This is a genomic window from Streptomyces sp. NPDC048331 (genome assembly GCF_043201215.1).
GTDB lineage: Bacteria > Actinomycetota > Actinomycetes > Streptomycetales > Streptomycetaceae > Streptomyces.
In genome coordinates, this window is record NZ_JBICYT010000005.1 from 346,045 (window position 1) to 363,745 (window position 17,701).

The 17,701-nt window shown below is 71.9% G+C and carries 14 protein-coding genes; 5 read left to right on the plus strand and 9 right to left on the minus strand.

The window, feature by feature from the left end:
• Window positions 1-21: 21 nt before the first annotated feature.
• Window positions 22-366 (minus strand): hypothetical protein, encoded by a 345-nt coding sequence (locus ACGFYY_RS11535; RefSeq protein ID WP_393708444.1) that lies wholly within the window; start codon window positions 364-366, stop codon window positions 22-24.
• A 298-nt stretch (window positions 367-664) separates the two neighbouring features.
• On the opposite strand from ACGFYY_RS11535, the gene ACGFYY_RS11540 reads away from it, so the two are divergent.
• Complete coding sequence (locus tag ACGFYY_RS11540; protein ID WP_365279338.1) at window positions 665-1,219, plus strand: EF-hand domain-containing protein; 555 nt, start codon at window positions 665-667, stop codon at window positions 1,217-1,219.
• Window positions 1,220-1,301: 82 nt separating this feature from the next.
• On the opposite strand, the gene ACGFYY_RS11545 is transcribed toward ACGFYY_RS11540, so the two are convergent.
• Window positions 1,302-5,162 (minus strand): ABC transporter ATP-binding protein, encoded by a 3,861-nt coding sequence (locus ACGFYY_RS11545; RefSeq protein WP_365279336.1) that lies wholly within the window; start codon window positions 5,160-5,162, stop codon window positions 1,302-1,304.
• A 246-nt stretch (window positions 5,163-5,408) separates the two neighbouring features.
• On the opposite strand from ACGFYY_RS11545, the gene ACGFYY_RS11550 reads away from it, so the two are divergent.
• A complete protein-coding gene (locus ACGFYY_RS11550) occupies window positions 5,409-5,663 on the plus strand; it encodes a hypothetical protein (RefSeq protein WP_393708447.1) in 255 nt (84 codons plus the stop codon).
• 40 nt (window positions 5,664-5,703) lie between these two features.
• On the opposite strand, the gene ACGFYY_RS11555 is transcribed toward ACGFYY_RS11550, so the two are convergent.
• The 5 genes from ACGFYY_RS11555 to speB all read right to left on the minus strand — a co-directional run bounded on the left by ACGFYY_RS11555 (window position 5,704) and on the right by speB (window position 11,693).
• On the minus strand, window positions 5,704-6,381 hold the full coding sequence (locus ACGFYY_RS11555; RefSeq protein ID WP_393708449.1) for a hypothetical protein: 678 nt from the start codon (window positions 6,379-6,381) through the stop codon (window positions 5,704-5,706).
• Window positions 6,362-8,512 carry a hypothetical protein gene (locus ACGFYY_RS11560; RefSeq protein ID WP_393708451.1) on the minus strand — a complete coding sequence of 717 codons (2,151 nt, stop codon included), beginning with the start codon at window positions 8,510-8,512 and terminating at the stop codon, window positions 6,362-6,364. Before ACGFYY_RS11560 ends, ACGFYY_RS11555 begins: the two co-directional genes overlap by 20 nt.
• 28 nt (window positions 8,513-8,540) lie before the next feature.
• Window positions 8,541-8,990: a hypothetical protein gene (locus ACGFYY_RS11565; protein ID WP_393708453.1), complete on the minus strand. Its 450-nt coding sequence runs from the start codon at window positions 8,988-8,990 to the stop codon at window positions 8,541-8,543.
• A gap of 64 nt (window positions 8,991-9,054) precedes the next feature.
• Window positions 9,055-10,722, minus strand: coding sequence for a thiamine pyrophosphate-binding protein (locus ACGFYY_RS11570; protein ID WP_393708455.1), 1,668 nt, complete (start codon window positions 10,720-10,722; stop codon window positions 9,055-9,057).
• A gap of 5 nt (window positions 10,723-10,727) precedes the next feature.
• Window positions 10,728-11,693 (minus strand): agmatinase, encoded by a 966-nt coding sequence (speB, locus tag ACGFYY_RS11575; protein ID WP_109782357.1) that lies wholly within the window; start codon window positions 11,691-11,693, stop codon window positions 10,728-10,730.
• 133 nt (window positions 11,694-11,826) lie between these two features.
• Here speB and ACGFYY_RS11580 point away from each other — a divergent pair, with 133 nt between their 5' ends.
• Window positions 11,827-13,341, plus strand: coding sequence for a helix-turn-helix domain-containing protein (locus tag ACGFYY_RS11580; protein ID WP_393708458.1), 1,515 nt, complete (start codon window positions 11,827-11,829; stop codon window positions 13,339-13,341).
• On the opposite strand, the gene ACGFYY_RS11585 is transcribed toward ACGFYY_RS11580, so the two are convergent.
• A complete protein-coding gene (locus ACGFYY_RS11585) occupies window positions 13,329-14,342 on the minus strand; it encodes a hypothetical protein (protein WP_393708460.1) in 1,014 nt (337 codons plus the stop codon). The genes ACGFYY_RS11580 and ACGFYY_RS11585 overlap by 13 nt on opposite strands.
• Window positions 14,343-14,686: 344 nt before the next feature.
• Between ACGFYY_RS11585 and ACGFYY_RS11590 the strand changes: the two genes are divergently transcribed.
• On the plus strand, window positions 14,687-15,844 hold the full coding sequence (locus ACGFYY_RS11590; RefSeq protein WP_365266946.1) for an acyl-CoA dehydrogenase family protein: 1,158 nt from the start codon (window positions 14,687-14,689) through the stop codon (window positions 15,842-15,844).
• Between the two features lie 26 nt (window positions 15,845-15,870).
• Complete coding sequence (gene tesB / locus ACGFYY_RS11595; protein WP_030757002.1) at window positions 15,871-16,749, plus strand: acyl-CoA thioesterase II; 879 nt, start codon at window positions 15,871-15,873, stop codon at window positions 16,747-16,749.
• Window positions 16,750-16,777: 28 nt separating this feature from the next.
• On the opposite strand, the gene ACGFYY_RS11600 is transcribed toward tesB, so the two are convergent.
• Complete coding sequence (locus tag ACGFYY_RS11600) at window positions 16,778-17,653, minus strand: DUF4253 domain-containing protein (protein ID WP_393708463.1); 876 nt, start codon at window positions 17,651-17,653, stop codon at window positions 16,778-16,780.
• Window positions 17,654-17,701: the final 48 nt, after the last annotated feature.

A 17,701-nucleotide genomic window follows, 5' to 3' on the forward strand; every position in this document is an offset into this window, starting at 1 on the left:
AGACCTAGTTGGGCCGGTCCGTCAGCACAGGATCCAGCCGGAATCCGCGGATCCGGCCCCCACGCTCCCCCTTACATACACACAGCGGTTGATCGCGCCCACGGTGACGGGCCCGGCGTACCGCGTGAATCGCCCGGCCTCGCGCACCGGGACTCCGCCACGCGGCTGGATGCTCACCGCCATCCGGCGCCGCTCACCGGAGACCCGCGCCACGGTCATCGCGCAGGCCTGGTTGCGGCTCTTGTAGACCCGCACCTCACCCGTCTCGAACGCCACCGTCCGGGTCAGCCGACCCCCGCAGCCCTCGGTCGCGGCCTGCGCCGCCGACGGCGTGAACAGCCCTCCCACGCACAGCCACAGCGCCACCGCGAAAACCCCCAGGGGCGGGACCCGGCGGCCACGCCTCCTCCATCCCTGCAACACCTTGCCCCCCGATCGGTCGTACGCACAGCGAACGCACGCACGTACGACGCCCGAACCCCCCGGATGGTTGCCGCGCGCAAGGGCCCGCCCCACCCCCGGCGGCGACCTTCCCTCGTACGGGTGCATCCGTCACCTCCCCCTGGGCGAGCGGAAGTTCGCACCCGGGAGGGCGATTACGCTAGGTGACCCATACCCCGCTCGCCGTCACCGCAGCCCTGCTGCGGCCGTGAAAGGCCCTCAGATGACCAACGACCTGCTCGACCGCAAGCTCGCCCGCGCCTTCACGCACCTGGACGCCGACCGGAGCGGCGTGATCGACGCCGACGACATCATCGCGCTCGGCTCCCGGCTGCTGACCGCCCTCGCGGAGCCGGCCGGCTCGCCCAAGGCGGAGCTGGTGATGGGCGGGCTGGCCGACTTCTGGCAGGACCTGTTCACCGAGCTGGACATCGACCGGGACGGCAAGGTCACACCGGAGGAGTACAAGCAGGGCATGACCCGCCTGTACGCGCAGGGCGGGCCCGCCTACGACCGCTCGTTCCGGCCGATGATGCGGGCGATCCTGACGATCGTCGACACCGACGGCGACGGACTCATCAGCCCGCAGGAGTTCCACCGCGCGCAGGAAGCCTTCGACACCCGGCTGAGCCCCGCCGACACGGAGGCGCTGTTCCACCGCATCGACGCGAACGGGGACGGCTGCCTGACCGTCGACGAACTGCTCGACGCGGTACGCGAGTACTACACCGGCACCGACGAGGACGCCCCGGGGAACCTGCTGTTCGGCGAGTTCTGATCCCGGGGCGACCTCAGGAGGGTCGGGCGGCTCGGGCAGGTCGGGCGGCTCGGTCGGGCGAGCCGGCTGGCCGGCCGGAGGCTCAGGCCGCGGCGCGCTCGTCCTCACCGACGAAGGTGCGCCACAGCTCGGCGTACCGGCCGCCGCGCGCCAGGAGTTCGGCGTGGGTGCCGTCCTCGATCACCCGGCCGCGGTCCATGACCACGACCCGGTCGGCGCGCGCCGCGGTGGTCAGGCGGTGCGCGACCACCAAGGTGGTGCGCTTGCCGGCGAGCCGGTCGGTGGCCTGGTTGACCTGGGCCTCGGTGGCCAGGTCGAGGGCGGCGGTGGCCTCGTCGAGCAGCAGTACGTCCGGGTCGACGAGCTCGGCCCGGGCCAGGGCGATCAGCTGGCGCTGGCCCGCGGAGAGGTTGCGGCCGCGCTCGGCGACGGTGTGCAGGTAGCCGCCGTCGAGGGTGGCGATCATGTCGTGGGCGCCGACCGCGCGGGCGGCGGCCTCCACCTCGGCGTCGCTCGCCCCGGGGTGACCGTAGGCGATGGCGTCACGGACGGTCCCCGGGAAGAGGTAGGCCTCCTGGGGGACGACGCCCAGCCGGTGGCGGTACGCCGTCAGGTCCAACTCACGTATGTCCGCCCCGTCGGCGGTGACCCGGCCGGAGGTCGGATCGTAGAACCGGGCCACCATCTTGACCAGAGTGGACTTCCCGGCTCCGGTCTCGCCCACGAAGGCGACGGTCTGCCCCGCGGGGATCCGCAGGCTGATTCCGGCCAGGGCCTCGCCCTTCTCGCCCCGCTCCTCGGCCGTTCCGTACTGGAAGCGGACGTTCTCGAAGGCGATCTCCCCGCCGAGCGATTCCACCGCGCGCGGCCGCTCGGGCAGCGGGGTGGTGGTGGGCTCGCGCAGCAGCCCCTGGATACGGCCGAGGGCGACCGTGGCCTGCTGGTAGCCGTCGAAGACCTGGGAGAGCTGCTGGACGGGCGCGAAGAACAGGTCGATGTACAGCAGGTACGCGACCAGCGCGCCGGTGGTGAGCGTGCCGGCCTCCACCCGGCCCGCGCCCACGATGAGCACGGCGGCCGCGGCGCCCGAGGACAGCAGCTGCACGAAGGGGAAGTAGACGGATATCAGCCACTGGCCGCGGACCCGGGCCTCGCGGTACGAGTGGCTGCGCTCGGCGAAGCGCTTGGCGCCCGAGCCCTCGCGGCGGAAGGCCTGGACGATGCGCAGGCCCGAGACGGACTCCTGGAGGTCGGCGTTGACCAGGCTGACCCGGTCGCGGGCGAGCTCGTAGGCGGCGACGGACCTGCGGCGGAACACGATCGTGCCGACCACCAGGATCGGCAGGGTCGCGAAGACGATCAGCGCGAGCTCGACGTCGAGGACGAGCAGCGCGATCAGGATGCCGAAGAAGGTGAACACGGAGACGACGGCGGTGACGAGCCCGGTCTGCAGGAAGGAACTCAGCGAGTCCACGTCGGTGGTCATCCGGGTCATGATCTTGCCGGTCAGTTCGCGCTCGTAGTAGTCGAGGCCGAGGCGCTGGAGCTGGGCGAAGATCTTGACGCGCAGGGCGTACAGCACGCGCTCGCCGGTACGGCCCGTCATACGGGTCTCGGCGAACTGCGCGGCCCACTGCGCGACGACGACGGCCAGTGCGAGCCCGGCGGCCACCCAGACGGCGCCGAGCACGGCCTGCTCCACGCCCTGATCGATGCCGTGTCGGATCAGGATCGGCAGCAGCAGCCCGGCCCCCGCGTCCGCGGCGACGAGGCCGAGGCTGATGGCCAGCGGCGCCCAGAACCCGTGGAGCAGGCGGCGCAGGCCGTAGCTCTCCTCGGCGGCCGCGGCGCGGGTCTCGTCCACCTCGGGCAGGTCGTCGGCGGGGGGCAGCGCGGCCACCTGCGCGAGCAGTTCGGGGGTGGCGGGCATCCCGGCGACGGACCCGGCCATGGAGTGCCCGGCTCCGGGTGCCCCGCCCGCGGCGGGGGCCGCTCCGGGGACGGCGGTGCCGGCGCCCTCGGCGTCCTCCTGGCGGCGCCAGAGCTCGGGGGTGATCCCGCCGGCGACCCGCCGCTTGGCGTTGACGGGCTCCGAGTCGATCTCGGCTTCCAGCTCGATGCCGCGTTCCAGGTCCCGGTCGAGTTCGCGCTCGAACTCGGTCATCACCCGGGCGTCCGGGGTCCGCGGCGAGGCGGCACCGAGGGCGTCCGGGTCGGTGAGCAGCCTGCGGTAGAGCGCGGACCGGCTCTCCAGCTGCTCGTGCGTCCCGATGTCGGCGAGCCGCCCGCGGTCGAGTACGGCGATCCGGTCGGCCAGCGCGAGCGTGGAGCGGCGGTGGGCGATCAGCAGGGTGGTCCGGCCGGCCATGACGGAGCGCAGGGCCTCGTGGATCTCGTGCTCGACGCGGGCGTCGACGGCGGAGGTGGCGTCGTCCAGGAGCAGCAGCCGGGGGTCGGTGAGGATGGCGCGGGCGAGGGCGATGCGCTGGCGCTGACCGCCGGACAGGGTGAGCCCCTGCTCGCCGACCTTGGTGTCGTACCCGGCGGGCAGGGCCTGGATGAACCCTTCGGCCTGGGCGGCGCGGGCGGCGGCCTCGATCTGCTCCTCGGTGGCTTCGGGATGCCCGTAGGCGATGTTGGCGCGGATGGTGTCGGAGAAGAGGAAGGAGTCCTCGGGGACCAGGCCGATCGCGCCGCGCAGGGAGTCGTACGTCAGCTCGCGGACGTCGTGGCCGCCGACGCGGACGGCGCCGCCGTCGGCGTCGTAGAACCGGGGCAGCAGGAGCGCGACGGTGGACTTGCCGCTGCCCGAGGAGCCGACGACGGCGACGGTCTCGCCCTGGGCCACGGAGAGCGAGAACCCGTCGAGGACCGGCCGCTCGGGGTCGTAGCCGAAGCGGACGTCGTCGAACTCGACGGTGGCGGGCGCGTCGGCGGGCAGCTCGTGGGTGCCCTCCTGGATCTCGGGCTCGGTGTCGATGAGCTCGAACACGCGCTCCACGCCGGCCCGGGCCTGCTGTCCGACGGTGAGGACCATGGCGAGCATGCGGACGGGTCCGACGAGCTGGGCGAGGTAGGTGGAGAAGGCGACGAAGGTACCGAGGGTGACCTGGCCGTTGGTGGCCATCCAGCCGCCGAGGGCCAGCATGGCGACCTGGGCGAGCGCGGGGACGGCCTGGAGGGCGGGGGTGTAGCGCGAGTTCAGCCGGATGGTCCGCATCCGGCCGGCGAACAACCGGCGGCCGGCCTCGCGCAGCTTGCCGGTCTCCTGCGCCTCCTGGCCGAAGCCCTTGACGACGCGGACGCCGGTCACGGCCCCGTCGACGACCGTCGCGACGGCGGCGGCCTGGCCCTGGGCCCACCAGGTGGCGGGGAAGAGCTTCTTGCGGCTGCGCTTGGCTATGAACCACAGCGCGGGGGCCATGAGCAGGGCGACGAGGGTCAGCAGCGGCGAGAGCCAGAGCATGATCCCGAGGGATATCCCGAAGAGCAGGAAGTTCCCGATCGTCATGGGCAGCATGAAGAGCAGGCCCTGGATCAGCTGGAGGTCGCTGGTGGCCCGGCCGACGACCTGGCCGGTGTTCAGCTCGTCCTGCCGCCGTCCGTCGAGGCGGGCGATCGTGGCGTACATGTCGGTGCGCAGGTCGTGCTGTACGTCGAGGGCGAGGCGCCCGCCGTAGTACCTGCGTATGTAGGTCATCACGTACACGAGGAGGGCCGCGGCTATGAGCATCCCGGCCCAGGGGGCCATGGGCTTGGTCCGGTCCCCGATGACGTCATCGATGATCACCTTGGTGACCAGCGGCACGACCGCCATGACGGCCATACCGGCCAGCGAGGAGCCGAGCGCGAGCAGCACATTGGTCCTGTACCGCCAGGTGTAGGCCGCCAGCCGCCTGCCCCAGCCCTGTTTCTCCCCAGCCGCTGTCTCTGCCGCCGCCACGTGAGGCCTCCCCGTTCGTCCTGTCCTGCCGGAAGCGCCAACGCTCCGACCGGCGGATTTCATCCCGCCGCAACAATCGCACTGCCGTACGGCAGGGGCGCGCGGAACGGGTCCGACCGGGGTGGGGAGGGGAGCCGGCCCTTGTCAAGACACGACTTCCCGGATCTGTGAGGGACGGGGGTGGCTGCGGATGCTGGAAGTCGGCCGCCCGCCGATCGCGGTGGCGCAGCGAAGGGAACGAGGACCATGTCCACTCACCACGAACACCCGACCGGCACCGGCACCGGCACCGGCACCGGCTTCATGCAGCGGACCGTCCGCAGCGTCGCCCCCTACGTGACCGCGTTCCTCATCGCGCTGCTCGCGACGAAGATCGTCGGCCTGCTGACCGAGAACTCGTGGGCCCGGCTGGGGACGGCGCTGGGTGTGGCCGTGGTCAGCCTCCTCCTCCACACCTACGAGGACGCGGACGAGGCCACGGACGGGCGCCCCGGTGACTGACCGCTGACCGCCGGGTCACCCTCGGCACACGCGACCCCGGTCAGGGGGTGGGGAGCGGCTTCACCACGGGCGGCTTCTCCAGCGGCTTGTTCTCGCAGCCGAGCGCGTCGGTGACGCGGCGGGTCATGAGGTAGGCGAGGGCGGTCTGCCGGTCCTTCGCCGCCTGGTCGATGTCCGTCCGCCCGGTGTTGACCGTGTACGAAGCCTTCGCGTACAGCCAGGCCGACTCCGACGGCTCGGCGAGGTCGCCGGGCATGTCGCACCGGACGAGCAGCTTCGTGAGGAAGGAGTTGCTCTCGCCGAAGGCGCCGTTCACCTCGAACCGGCCTCCGTCGGACAGCGAAGGCTCTGCGTCCTTCGAGGTGCGCGGCACCCACCCGAACTCGAACCTCGCGCGCTCGGATCCTTCCTGAGCAGTCGGCTGGTACGCACACATGGAGGTCGAAAGCGTCTGCTTCGCCGGATCGATCTTCCGCAGATCCCTCTCCAGCCCCTCCACCACACGGCTCGTGCGGTTGTTGATATCGGTCGTGAAGCCATCCGCGCGGAGGATCCCTCGGAGGAGGACGTCCTCCTCCGAGGCAGGGGTCACGGTGCACAGGTGCTCGATCTTCGCCTCGGACCCGCCCGAGGTGCACGAAGCCAGCAGCACCACGGAGAGCACGGCGGTCGCCGATCGCACGGATGCCTTGAGGACGTTACGGGCGCAGGTGCGCACGGGCAGCCTCCCGCCCCGTGGTGTACCCGTCGCCCGCCCCGTCCTTGGCGTGCTCGAACGCGGGGTCGCCGGCCAGGTGCCGCTCATCCCTCCACGCATCGAGCAACTTGTGGGTCCCCTCGACACCCGCCTGGTAGTTGTTGCTGGAGTCCTGCTTGCTCTGCTCCTCGGCCGCGTCCTTGACGCTTTCGACCCAGTCGTACTTGGCCACGTCGATCAACGAGCCTCCGATCGTGCTCACGACCGGGATCTCGCCGATCAGCGCGTTCCCCGCGGCAGCCGAGTACTCAGCGGTGCCTTCCGCCCACTTGACCTTGTCGTCTTCCTTGTCCTTGTAGACGTCGGCCCCGATGCCGTTGAGGGCGCCGTTGGCCACCCCGATGTCGTGTGCGCGGTTGTCCCAGTCGGCGCTCACCGCGTGCGGGGAGTCGGCCTTGAACGGGGCGGCGGTCGCGAGCTGCTCGGCCGAGTAGGCCTGCTCCGCCTCGACCAGCAGGGCGTAGGACGGGCCGTCGTCGGCGATGCCGCGCATCACGCGGATCAGGCTGCCCTGGCCCACCGCGATCTGGGCCTTGTCGCCCGATCCGTGGATCGCGTCGCTGCCACCGACGCCACCCAGGTCGGAGTTCTGGCCGCCGAGGATCTCGTGGGTGTCGCCGACGTAGTCGACCAGCGCCTTCGCCATCGGCTGTTGGAGGTTCTGCAGGTGGTCCGGGAACTCGTCCCCGCCCATCTCGTCGTCGAGGAAACGGATGGCGTTGTGCATCACCCGCGCCTGGCCCTCGGTGTGCGGGCCGGGCGGGCCCAGCTTCTCGCCGTCCACGTGACCGGTGGCCGCGGCCTGGATCGCGGCACCCAGGCCGCCCGCCTTGTCCGGGTTCTCCATCTTCATGTTGCCGTATCCACCGGAGAGCCACTCGTCCTGCCACTCCCGATCGGTGAGCAGGTAGTCGAGGTGGTCGTTCTTGTTGCCAGGTGCGGCGGGGTCGAGGAAGTACTCGGCCGAAGCCGGGTCCTTGGCCATGATGTGCAGCAGACCGTCCAACGGGTCGTAGACCAGGTTCGGGCGGGCCGCGTCATAGGCGTGGTTGTACATGTACGGCTTCGACTTCTCGGCGTCGATGATGCCGTTGCCGATGTCGTTGAGGAACTGCTTGCCGTAGCCGTTGCCGTTCCCCATGAGGGTCACGAGGGCCTGGTACCCGTACGTCGGCCTCGCGCCCTTGGCGACGAGTTCCGGGCCCAGTTCCTTGAGTCCGTCGACGAACGGCTTGTACGCGTAGCTGCCCGGGTCCTTGGTGCCCGAGGCGATCGTTCCCGCGAGGCCGGAATTGATCGACTCGTAGAGCTTCTTCTCGGCCGCCGACGCGCCGCGCTCGTTGGACGCCAGGTTCATCTGGTCCGCGAGTTGCAGGGTGTCCTTCGCCCCCAGCGAGTTCAGGTACGCCTCGCTGAAGTGCTTGTCCCCGGAGTTCTGCTTGAGGAGGTCGTTGTAGTGGTTCAGCTCCTGGTCAGAAGCCTTGCCGTCACGGATCTTCTGGGTGAGGGCCAGCGCCTCCACGGCCTCGACATCGTTGACGGGCTTGGAGTTGAAGCCGAACATCGCCGTGCCGTCCGCGCCCGACGCGTTCAGCAGAGCGACCTTGACGTCCTCGTCGAACTCCGTCACCGCCTTGACCGTGTCCGAGATCTTGCTTGTCCAGGACTGCTCGATCCCGGGGAGGTCGGGGTCGTGACGGATCGCGTTCACGGAGGCCGGATCGGCCTTGGAGTAGTCGTAGCTCGCTATGCCGGCGTCCGAGACCTTCATGCCGGCGGTCTTGGCGTCCGCCACGGCCGACACCACGCGGGCCTTGAGGTCCGTGAACCGGGCGTGGGCGTCACGGAGCAGCGACTCCATGGCCAGGGCCTCCTTCTGCGCGGCTCCGTACTCCTGGCGCGTCATGGCGGACTGGGTGGCGGCGGCCTGCTGGCTGGAGCCCAGCCAGCCGTTGCCCGAGGAGATGCTCTGGACCTCGTCCTTGTAGACGTCCTCCATGGTCTTGAGCTGCGTCGCCATGGCTTTCCAGCCGTCGGCGGCGGTGGTGAGCGCGGAGAGGTCCGTCTGCATGACCTCGGCGTAGTTCGGCATGTCTTCCCTTGGTAGAGCCCTGTGGCCTTCAGTGGAGTCCGGTGACCTTGGACTGCACCGGCTGGAATCCGCTGCCCGTCAGCTGATCGGTTCCCGACAGGAGCGTCGAAGCCCCACGCAGGCCCGTCTTCTCCGAGTTCAGCCGTGCCATCAGGCGCTTCACCTGGTCGTCCCAGTGCGTGTGCGCCTTCGACAGGCCTGCCGCCGTGTCCCAGCCGCTGAAGGCCTTGACCGCGCTCTTGTTGGGCTCGTCGGCCGCGTCCGCCGCCTTCGTGGTGCCGGGCTGCAGGACGTTCTCGATGGTGTTGGCCGCCTTCTTCTTCTCGGGCGGGACGGTGGCCAGCACCCCGTACCCGGCGCCGGCGCCGGGCGCCGGGGAGCCGCCCAGGTCGCCGGGGAGCTGGTTCAACCGCATCTGCGGCGACGGGTCGCCGGCCGTGGCCTGCTTCTGTTGGGCCCACTCCTGCTCGAACGACACCGTTCCCCCTCGTTACCCGCCCGGATCTGACCACGCACACCCTACGAGTCACCCGGGCGGGGCCCTAAAGGTGAGTGGGGGCGAACATCTTGAGCTTGGCCGAAAGCAGCAGTACCGAAGGCCCGGGAGTGCCGAGGGATTCTTTCAGATCGTCCTTCAAGGACTCCGGGGTGGTGGTGGCCGCCGGGACGCCGAAGGACTGTGCCAGGGCCACGAAGTCGGGTCCGGGCAGTTGCGTGCCGGCATCGCAGCCGTACTCGCGCAGGATGCCGTAGCCGCCGTCGTCCACGATCAGCCAGGTGACGTCGAGTTCGTGCTGCTTGGCCGTGGCCAGGTCCGCGACCGAGTACATCGCTCCGCCGTCGCCGGACACCGCCAGCACCGGGGTGTCCGGTTCCGCGACGCACGCGCCGAGGGCGGCGGGGAAGGCGTAGCCGAGGCCGCCCGCGCCCTGGGCCGAGTGCATGGTGTTGGGGTGCTTCGGGTCGAAGGCGGACCAGGCCCAGTAGGACAGGATCGTCATGTCCCAGAAGGACGGGGAGCGGGCCGGCAGCTCGGCCCGGATCGAGGCGAGCAGTTCCTGCTCCAGGGCCACGTCCTGGGTGGCGAGGCGGGCCGCGATGTCCGCCAGCACGGCGCGGACCCGCTCGGGGGCACCGGCGTCCTCGCGCTCGGTCACCGTCTCCAGCAGGGCCTGCAGCGCGAGGCGGGCGTCCGCGTGGATGCCGAGGCCGGCGTGGTTCGACTCCAGCTTGCCGAGGTCCGCCTCGATCTGGACGACCCGGCCCGTCGGGAAGAACGTGTGGTAGTTCGAGGAGAGCTCACCGAGACCCGAGCCGACCACCAGCAGGACGTCCGCGTCCTCCAGGAAGTCCGTCATGTGGCGGTCCTCCAGCCAGGACTGGAGGGAGAGCGGGTGGGTCCACGGGAAGGCGCCCTTGCCGCCGAAAGTGGTGACGACGGGCGCGTTCAGCCGCTCCGCGAGCTGCTTGAGCTTGCCCGCCGCGTCCGAGCGGACCACTCCGCCGCCCGCGATGATCACCGGACGGGTGGCGTTCTCCAGCCAGTGGGCGGCGAGCGCCGTGAGCTCGGGCCGCGGCGCGAGCTCGTGCGGCGTCGCGTCCACGCCCGTGACCTGCGGGATGACGGTCTCGGCCCGCAGCACGTCCTCCGGGATCTCCACGAACACCGGGCCGTGCGGGGCGGTCAGGGCCGATTCCCAGGCCTCGGCGATCACGGAGGGGATCTGGGAGGGCGTGCGGACCGTGTGGACGGACTTCACCACGTCCCGGAACGACGCCGACTGGTCCCGCAGCTCGTGCAGATGCCCGCGCCGCCCGCCGCCCAGGCCCGCCACCGGGACCTGGGAGGAGATCGCGAGGACCGGGGCCGAGGCGGCCGCCGCCTCCGCGAGGGCGGGCAGCGCCATCAACGCGCCCGGGCCGGTGGACAGCAGCAGCGGCACCGCCTCGCCCGTGATCCGGCCGTACGCGTCGGCCGCGAAGCCCGCGTTGTTCTCCGTACGCAGGCCCACGAGGCGCAGGTCGGAGCGGCCGACCGCGTCGAAGAGGGCGAGCGCGTGCTGCCCCGGCAGACCGAAGACGGTGGTCGCGCCGAGGCCGCGGAGCGTTTCCACGACCAGGTCCCCGCCCGTCCGCCCCGGCGGCGGCGCGAGCGCGGCCGCCTTCTGGGCTTCGGTGGGACGGAGTACCAGGTCGTGGTCGTGCGTCACTTCGCTTACTTGCCCTTCGCCTGCGCGATCTGTCGCGACATGATCGTCGTCAGCTCGTACGCGGTGTGCGAGGCCGCGACCGAGGTGATCTCGGCGTGATCGTACGCCGGGGCGACCTCGACGACGTCGGCGGAAACGAGGTTGCAGGAGGACAGACCACGGATGATCTCCAGCAGCTCGCGGGAGGTCATACCGCCCGCCTCCGGGGTGCCGGTGCCGGGCGCGTGCGCCGGGTCGAGCACGTCGATGTCGATGGAGATGTACAGCGGGCGGTCACCGATGCGCTGGCGCAGCTGGTCGGCCACCTCGTCGGCGCCGCGGCGGTAGACGTCGGCCGAGGTGACGATGCCGAAGCCCATCTTGGCGTCGTCGTCCAGGTCCTGCTTGCCGTACAGCGGGCCGCGGGTACCGACGTGCGAGAGCGCCTCGGTGTCGAGGATGCCCTCCTCGACGGCGCGGCGGAACGGGGTGCCGTGGGTGTACTCGGCGCCGAAGTAGGTGTCCCAGGTGTCCAGGTGCGCGTCGAAGTGGAGCAGGGCGACCGGGCCGTGCTTCTTCGCGACCGAGCGCAGCAGCGGGAGGGCGATGGTGTGGTCGCCACCCAGGGTCATCAGGCGGGAGCCGTTGCCGATCAGCTCGTCGGCCGCGCCCTCGATCGTCTCGACGGCCTCGTTGATGTTGAAGGGGTTCGCCGCGATGTCACCGGCGTCGGCGACCTGGGCGAGCGCGAACGGGGAGGCGTCCTGGGCCGGGTTGTACGGGCGCAGCAGGCGCGAGGCCTCGCGGATGGCGTTGCCACCGAAGCGGGCGCCGGGGCGGTAGGACACGCCGGAGTCGAAGGGCACGCCGACGACGGCGACGTCGGCCTTGCCGCCGACCTCGTCGAGGCGGGGCAGACGGGCGAAGGTCGCCGGGCCCGCGTAGCGCGGGATGCGGGAGGAGTCGACGGGGCCGCGCGGCTGCGTGCTCATGGCTGTGCCTCTTTCTCTGGCCTGACGTGTGCGGTACTTCGAGCGTAAGCGGGCCACCGGAGGGTGGGGAGTGTACGTTTCATCCATCTGGCAGAGCTGAAATGTACGGACCATCCACAACCGCGGAGTATCCATGACCGCCGCTCCTCGCGATCCGGAGTACGGCAACGATCCCGTCGACCCCGAGCGGCTCCTCGGCGGGCCTGCCGGGCCGGCCGGACCCGCCGGGGAGCCGCTCACCCCGCCGGTGCTCCTCGCCGCGCTGCTCGGCGACCGGGAGCTCGGCCTGCGCCACCTGGCCGGGCCGGCCGCGGCGGGGGTGCACGGGGTGCACGCCTCCGAGATGCCCGACCCTTCCCCGTACCTGCTCGGCGGCGAGCTGCTGCTGACCGCCGGGGCGGGTCCCGCCGACGACCCCGACGGGTACGTGGCCCGGCTGGCCGCGGCGGGAGCGGCCGCGCTCGGCTTCGGCGTGGCCCCGGTGCACGAGGAGGTCCCGGCCGCGCTGGCCGAGGCCTGTGCCCGGCACGGGCTGCCGCTGCTGGAGGTCCCGCCACGGACCCCCTTCTCGGCGGTCGCCCGCGCCGTGGGGCGGCTGATGGCGGAGGCGCGCACCCGGGAGCTGCGCCGGGTCACCGAGGCCCAGCAGGCCCTGGCGGCGGCCGCGGCCCGCCCCGACCCGGTCCCGGCGGTGCTGGCCAGGCTCGCGGCGAGCCTGGGCGGCTCGGTCGCCCTGTGGCCGGCCGGGCGGGCGGCGGGCCCGGAACTGCCGGCTGCGGCCTGGGAGGCCCTGTCCGCGCTGCTGTCCCGGGTCGGCCGTGAGGGCGGGCCCGCCACCGCCACCGACCGGGCGGGCGGACACCACCTGGCCGCCTACGCCCTGGCCGGGCGGGCGGCGCTGGGCACGGCGACCCCGGCCCGCGCGCCGGGCGACCACACCGTGGCCTCGGTGGCCGCCGTACTGCTGACCCTGCTCACCGCCGAGCGGCCCGCCGGCGCGGAGGCCGCGGCCCTGACCCGGCTGCTGCTCGACGGGGATCCGGCCGAGGCCCTGGCGGCCGGGCCCTGGTACGCCGTGCACGCCCGCGGGTCCGGGGATCCGCGGGCCCTCGCGGCCGCGCTGGGGACCGTACTGCTGGACCCGTACGAGGGCGGCGTACGGCTGCTCACGGATCGGGAGCCCGTCGCGCAGCCCGGCTGGCGGCTCGGGGTGAGCGCCCCGGCCGCGCCGTCCGGGCTGGCGACGGCCGACGCCCAGGCCGAGCGGGCCGTGCGGCGGGCGGAGGCGGCCCGCGCCCCGCTGGCCCACCACACCGACCCCGGCTTCGCGGGCCTGGTCGGCGAGGCCGAGGCCCGCGCCCATGCCGAGGCCCTGCTGGGGCCGCTCTCCCCCGTCCTGCGGGAGACCCTGCGCGGCTGGCTGGCCCACCACGGCAACTGGGACCGTACGGCCGCGGCCCTGGGCGTCCACCGCAACACCGTCCGCCAGCGCGTCGGCCGCGCCGCCGAACTGCTGGACCGGGACCTGGACGACCCGGACGTACGGATGGAGCTGTGGTTCGCGCTGCGGACCACCGAAGGCGACCCGGATCGGCGTGACCCGGATCGACGCGACCCGGATCGACGCGAGCCGACTCAGCCCGGGTAGGCGTCCGGCGGGCGGAAGGCGGCGAGCAGCTCCAGGAAGCGGGCGGAGCCGGTGATCACACCCGGCTCCTTGCTGCCGGGCGGCGAGGGATGGACCTGGATCGTCTCGATCCCGTCCTCGCCGATCCACAGCAGGCGTGAACTCAGGCGGTACTCCGGCGGGGCGTCCTCCCACATATTCCGGACGAGCGGGCCGTAGGCGATGACGCAGGTGTGCAGTTCCGGCCCTTCCACGGCCCACAGCATCAGGTGCCCGTGGAAGGGGACCATCGCGAGGATGCCGAGCGGCGCCGGGCGGTCGATCAGGGCGGCGGCGTGCAGGAGGTGGGTGGAGGTCCATCCGTCGTCGGCCTCGACGTTCACCAGCGGGTTCTCGTCGTCGTTGTACTGGAGCGAGACCGGCGCGGCGTCGAGGTTGGTCATGGCCGCGGCCCAGACCTCGGAGCGGTCCACCTGCCAGGAGTCGAACTGCTCCGGCGGGACGGGCGCGGAGAGGGAGCCGCCCACCTGGATCACCACGACGGCCGCGAGTTCCTCGGTGACGGCGACCGCGAGCGCGTGCCGGTCGGTCACCGAGTCGACGGCCACCAGCCTCGGCATGAGCAGGTTGCGGACCTCGGCGAAGCCGGCGCGTTCCAGTTCGCGGCGGCGCTCGGAGAGCCGCTGCTTCCGGTTCAGGAAGGAGACGGTGGCCGACCGCCAGTTCGCCTGCGGCAGCGCCCGGACCAGCTCGGCTATCTCCGCGAGGTCCAGCGGTGCGCCGCTCTGCCCCTCGGCCGCGAGCGAGAGGTGGCGGTGCTCCCCGAAGCGCATGGGCGGCCCGCTCGTGTTCCCGTCCAGGAAGACGTCGTTGAGGAGGGCCTCGAAGGCGTGCCACTCGTCGGGGGCGAACCACGCGCACCACGGTGGTACCGGCGAGGGCTCCGGCCCCCCGCCCGGTCCCGTGGCCGCGCCCCCGCCCGCATCCGCGCCGGCCTTTTTCGCTCTCCGGAAAAGTGGCATGCCGGGCAGATTAGGGCAGTGCGAATCGGTACGTGAGCCCACGAACAAGGCATTCTTGAGCACGTTCCGGCCACCGCGGCGCGGAAGAACCCCCTCCGCCGAGGCCCGCCACCCGGGCGTCCGGGACCGTCCTGGGTCGCCCGAGGGGTGGCCCGAGGGCCGTCCGGGCCCGCCCGAGGCCGTCCGGGGGGCGCCCGAGGGGCCGTCCCGCGCGGGTCAGGGTGAGCCACCCCACCCTTTCCACGGCGTCTCCACTCTGGACAGCCAGTTTGACTGGCCGGTAACTTAGGCTGAGCAAGCGCTTAGGCATGGCGGCGGACCGCCGCGACCGAAGGGAGCCGGCTGTGCGCCGTACCGTTTTCAACGAGGACCACGAGGCATTCCGCGAGACCATCCGCGCCTTCATCGAGGCCGAGGTCGTCCCGGTCTACGACGAGTGGTTCGCAGCCGGTCAGGCGCCGCGCGACTTCTATTACAAGCTCGGCGAGCTGGGTGTCTTCGGCATCAACGTGCCGGAGGAGTTCGGCGGCGCGGGCCTGGACACCCACAAGTTCGAGGCCGTCCTCTACGAAGAGACCTCCCGCGCGGGCGTCAACTTCGGCGGTTCCGGCGTGCACGTGCTGCTCGCGCTCCCCTACATCAAGATGCTGGCCGACACCGAGCAGAAGAAGCGCTTCCTGCCGAAGTTCGTCTCCGGCGAGGAGATGTGGGCCCTGGCGATGACCGAGCCGGGCACCGGCTCCGACGTCGCGGGCATGAAGACCACCGCCAAGCTCTCCGAGGACGGCACGCACTACGTCCTCAACGGCTCCAAGACCTTCATCACCGGTGGCGTCCACGCCGACCGCGTGATCGTCTGCGCCCGCACCTCCGCCCCGTCGGCCGAGGACCGCCGCTTCGGCATCTCCCTCTTCGCCGTGGACACCAAGTCCGAGGGCTACTCCATCGGCCGCAAGCTGGACAAGCTGGGCCTGAAGACCTCCGACACCGCCGAGCTGGCGTTCGTCGACGTGAAGGTCCCGGTCGAGGACCTGCTCGGCGAGGAGGGCAAGGGCTTCTACTACCTCGGCCACAACCTGGCCTCCGAGCGCTGGGGCATCGCCTTCGGCGCGTACGCCCAGGCCGCCGCGGCCGTCCGGTTCGCCCAGCAGTACGTCACGGAGCGCACCGTCTTCGGCAAGCCGGTCGCGCACTTCCAGAACACCAAGTTCGAGCTGGCCGCCTGCCAGGCCGAGGTGGACGCCGCCCAGGCCGTCGCCGACCGCGCCCTGGAGGCCCTGGACGCCGGCGAGCTGACCCCGGCCGAGGCCGCCTCCGCGAAGCTCTTCACCACCGAGGTCGCGCACCGCGTGATCGACCGCTGCCTCCAGCTGCACGGCGGCTACGGCTACATGAACGAGTACCCGATCGCCCGTCTGTACGCCGACAACCGCGTCAACCGCATCTACGGCGGCACCAGCGAGATCATGAAGTCCATCATCGCCAAGTCCATGGGCCTGTAAGGAATTCGGGCACTTACCCTTCCCCCATGAACGAGGCACTGACGACGCTCCTCGATCTGCTCGACCTCGAGCAGATCGAGGAGAACATCTTCCGCGGTACCAGCCGGCCTTCGCTGGTACCGCGCGTCTTCGGCGGCCAGGTCGCGGCCCAGGCCCTGGTCGCCGCCGGCCGGACCGTCCCCGCGGACCGCATCGCGCACTCGCTGCACTCCTACTTCCTGCGCACCGGCGACACCTCCGCGCCCATCGTCTACTCGGTGGACCGGATCCGCGACGGGCGTTCCTTCACCACGCGCCGGGTCGTCGCCGTCCAGCACGGCCAGCCGATCTTCCACCTCTCCGCGTCGTTCCAGACGTACGAGGACGGCCTCGACCACCAGGTCGCCATGCCGTCCGCCCCGGACCCGGAATCCCTGCCGACCGCGGCCGAGTCGCTGCCCGCGTACCGCGAGATCTTCCGCGACCCCGGCACGGTGGAGCGGCTGATCGAGACGCGGGAGGCGGTGGACCTGCGCTACGCCACGACCCCGCCCTGGGGCAGCGTCGGCGAGCCCGTGGAGCCGCGCTCGCAGGTGTGGTTCCGTACGGCCGGCAAGCTCGACAGCGCGGATCCCCTGCTGCACACCTGCCTCGCCACCTACGTATCCGACATGACCCTGCTGGACTCGGTGCTGCTCGCGCACGGCCGGGGAGGCTGGGCGGTGGGCGACGTGGTCGGCGCCTCGCTGGACCACGCCATGTGGTTCCACCGGCCCTTCCGCGCCGACGAGTGGCTGCTGTACGACCAGGAGTCGCCCTCGGCGGCCGCGGGCCGCGGCCTCGGCCAGGCCCGCATCTGGACGCAGGACGGCCGGCTGGCCGTGACGGTCATCCAGGAGGGTGTCGTACGCGTCCCGCGTGCGTGACCGGCGTGCGTGACCCGCGCCGCCCGGCTCAGTCCCACCAGAACCCCCAGTGGTCGCTTCCGGTGACGGCTTCGTCGGCGTAGGCGCGGATGCTGCCGGAGCCCTGCCAGATGTTGTCGGGCGAGAAGGCGAAGTGCTCCGCGGCGACGGGGAGCGCGTGGGCGACCGTACGCGGTGGGGCCGCCACGGACACGTGGAGCTCGTCGAAGCCTAGGGCGACGACGCGGGCGCCGAAACGGTCCTCCCAGGAGCGCAGCACCGCGCTGATCAGCGCGGTGTCGTTCTCGTGGTTGGTCGGGCCGCCCCAGCCCATGGCGGTCGGTACGTCGGCCCCGCGGCCCGCGGGGATCAGCGCGAGCCGCGGGCTCGGCAGGAACCCGCTCTCGATCAGCTCGTCCCCGAGCGCACAGGCCACGACCTCCGGATCCGGCCCACCTTCCGGCCCCGGCCCTGACCCCGGCCCCGGCTCCGCGAGCCCGGGCCAGTCCCGGCCGAAGGGAGCGATGAGTCCCGCCCCCTCCTCCCCCTCCCCTTCTTCGGGGTCGGGCACCACCCTGCTCCAGAACTCGCGCAGCACCGGCTCGACGTGGTGGTCACCGGGGTCGGACATCCGGTCCGGCACGAGCTCCCGGTCCTGCCACCACCGTTCGAGCCCGCGCCGCTCCTGGAGCAGCACGGCCTGCAGCCCGGCGGCCGCGAGCGCGGAGCTCCGGTACGCGGCGAGCGCCCCGACCCCGACGACGTCGTCGGACACCCACAACAACGGCTCGGGCTCCCTCCACCACCCCCGCCGACCGGGCCTGTCGATGAGTACACCCGAGGCCAACTCCAGCCCCAGGGACCGCCCTTGAGGATCGTCGACCAGCACGGACAACGCGCTGCGCGCCTTCGAAGACTTCGCCATACGGTGACCGTAACCACCGCCTCTGACAGCTGGCGCTACGGGCCGACA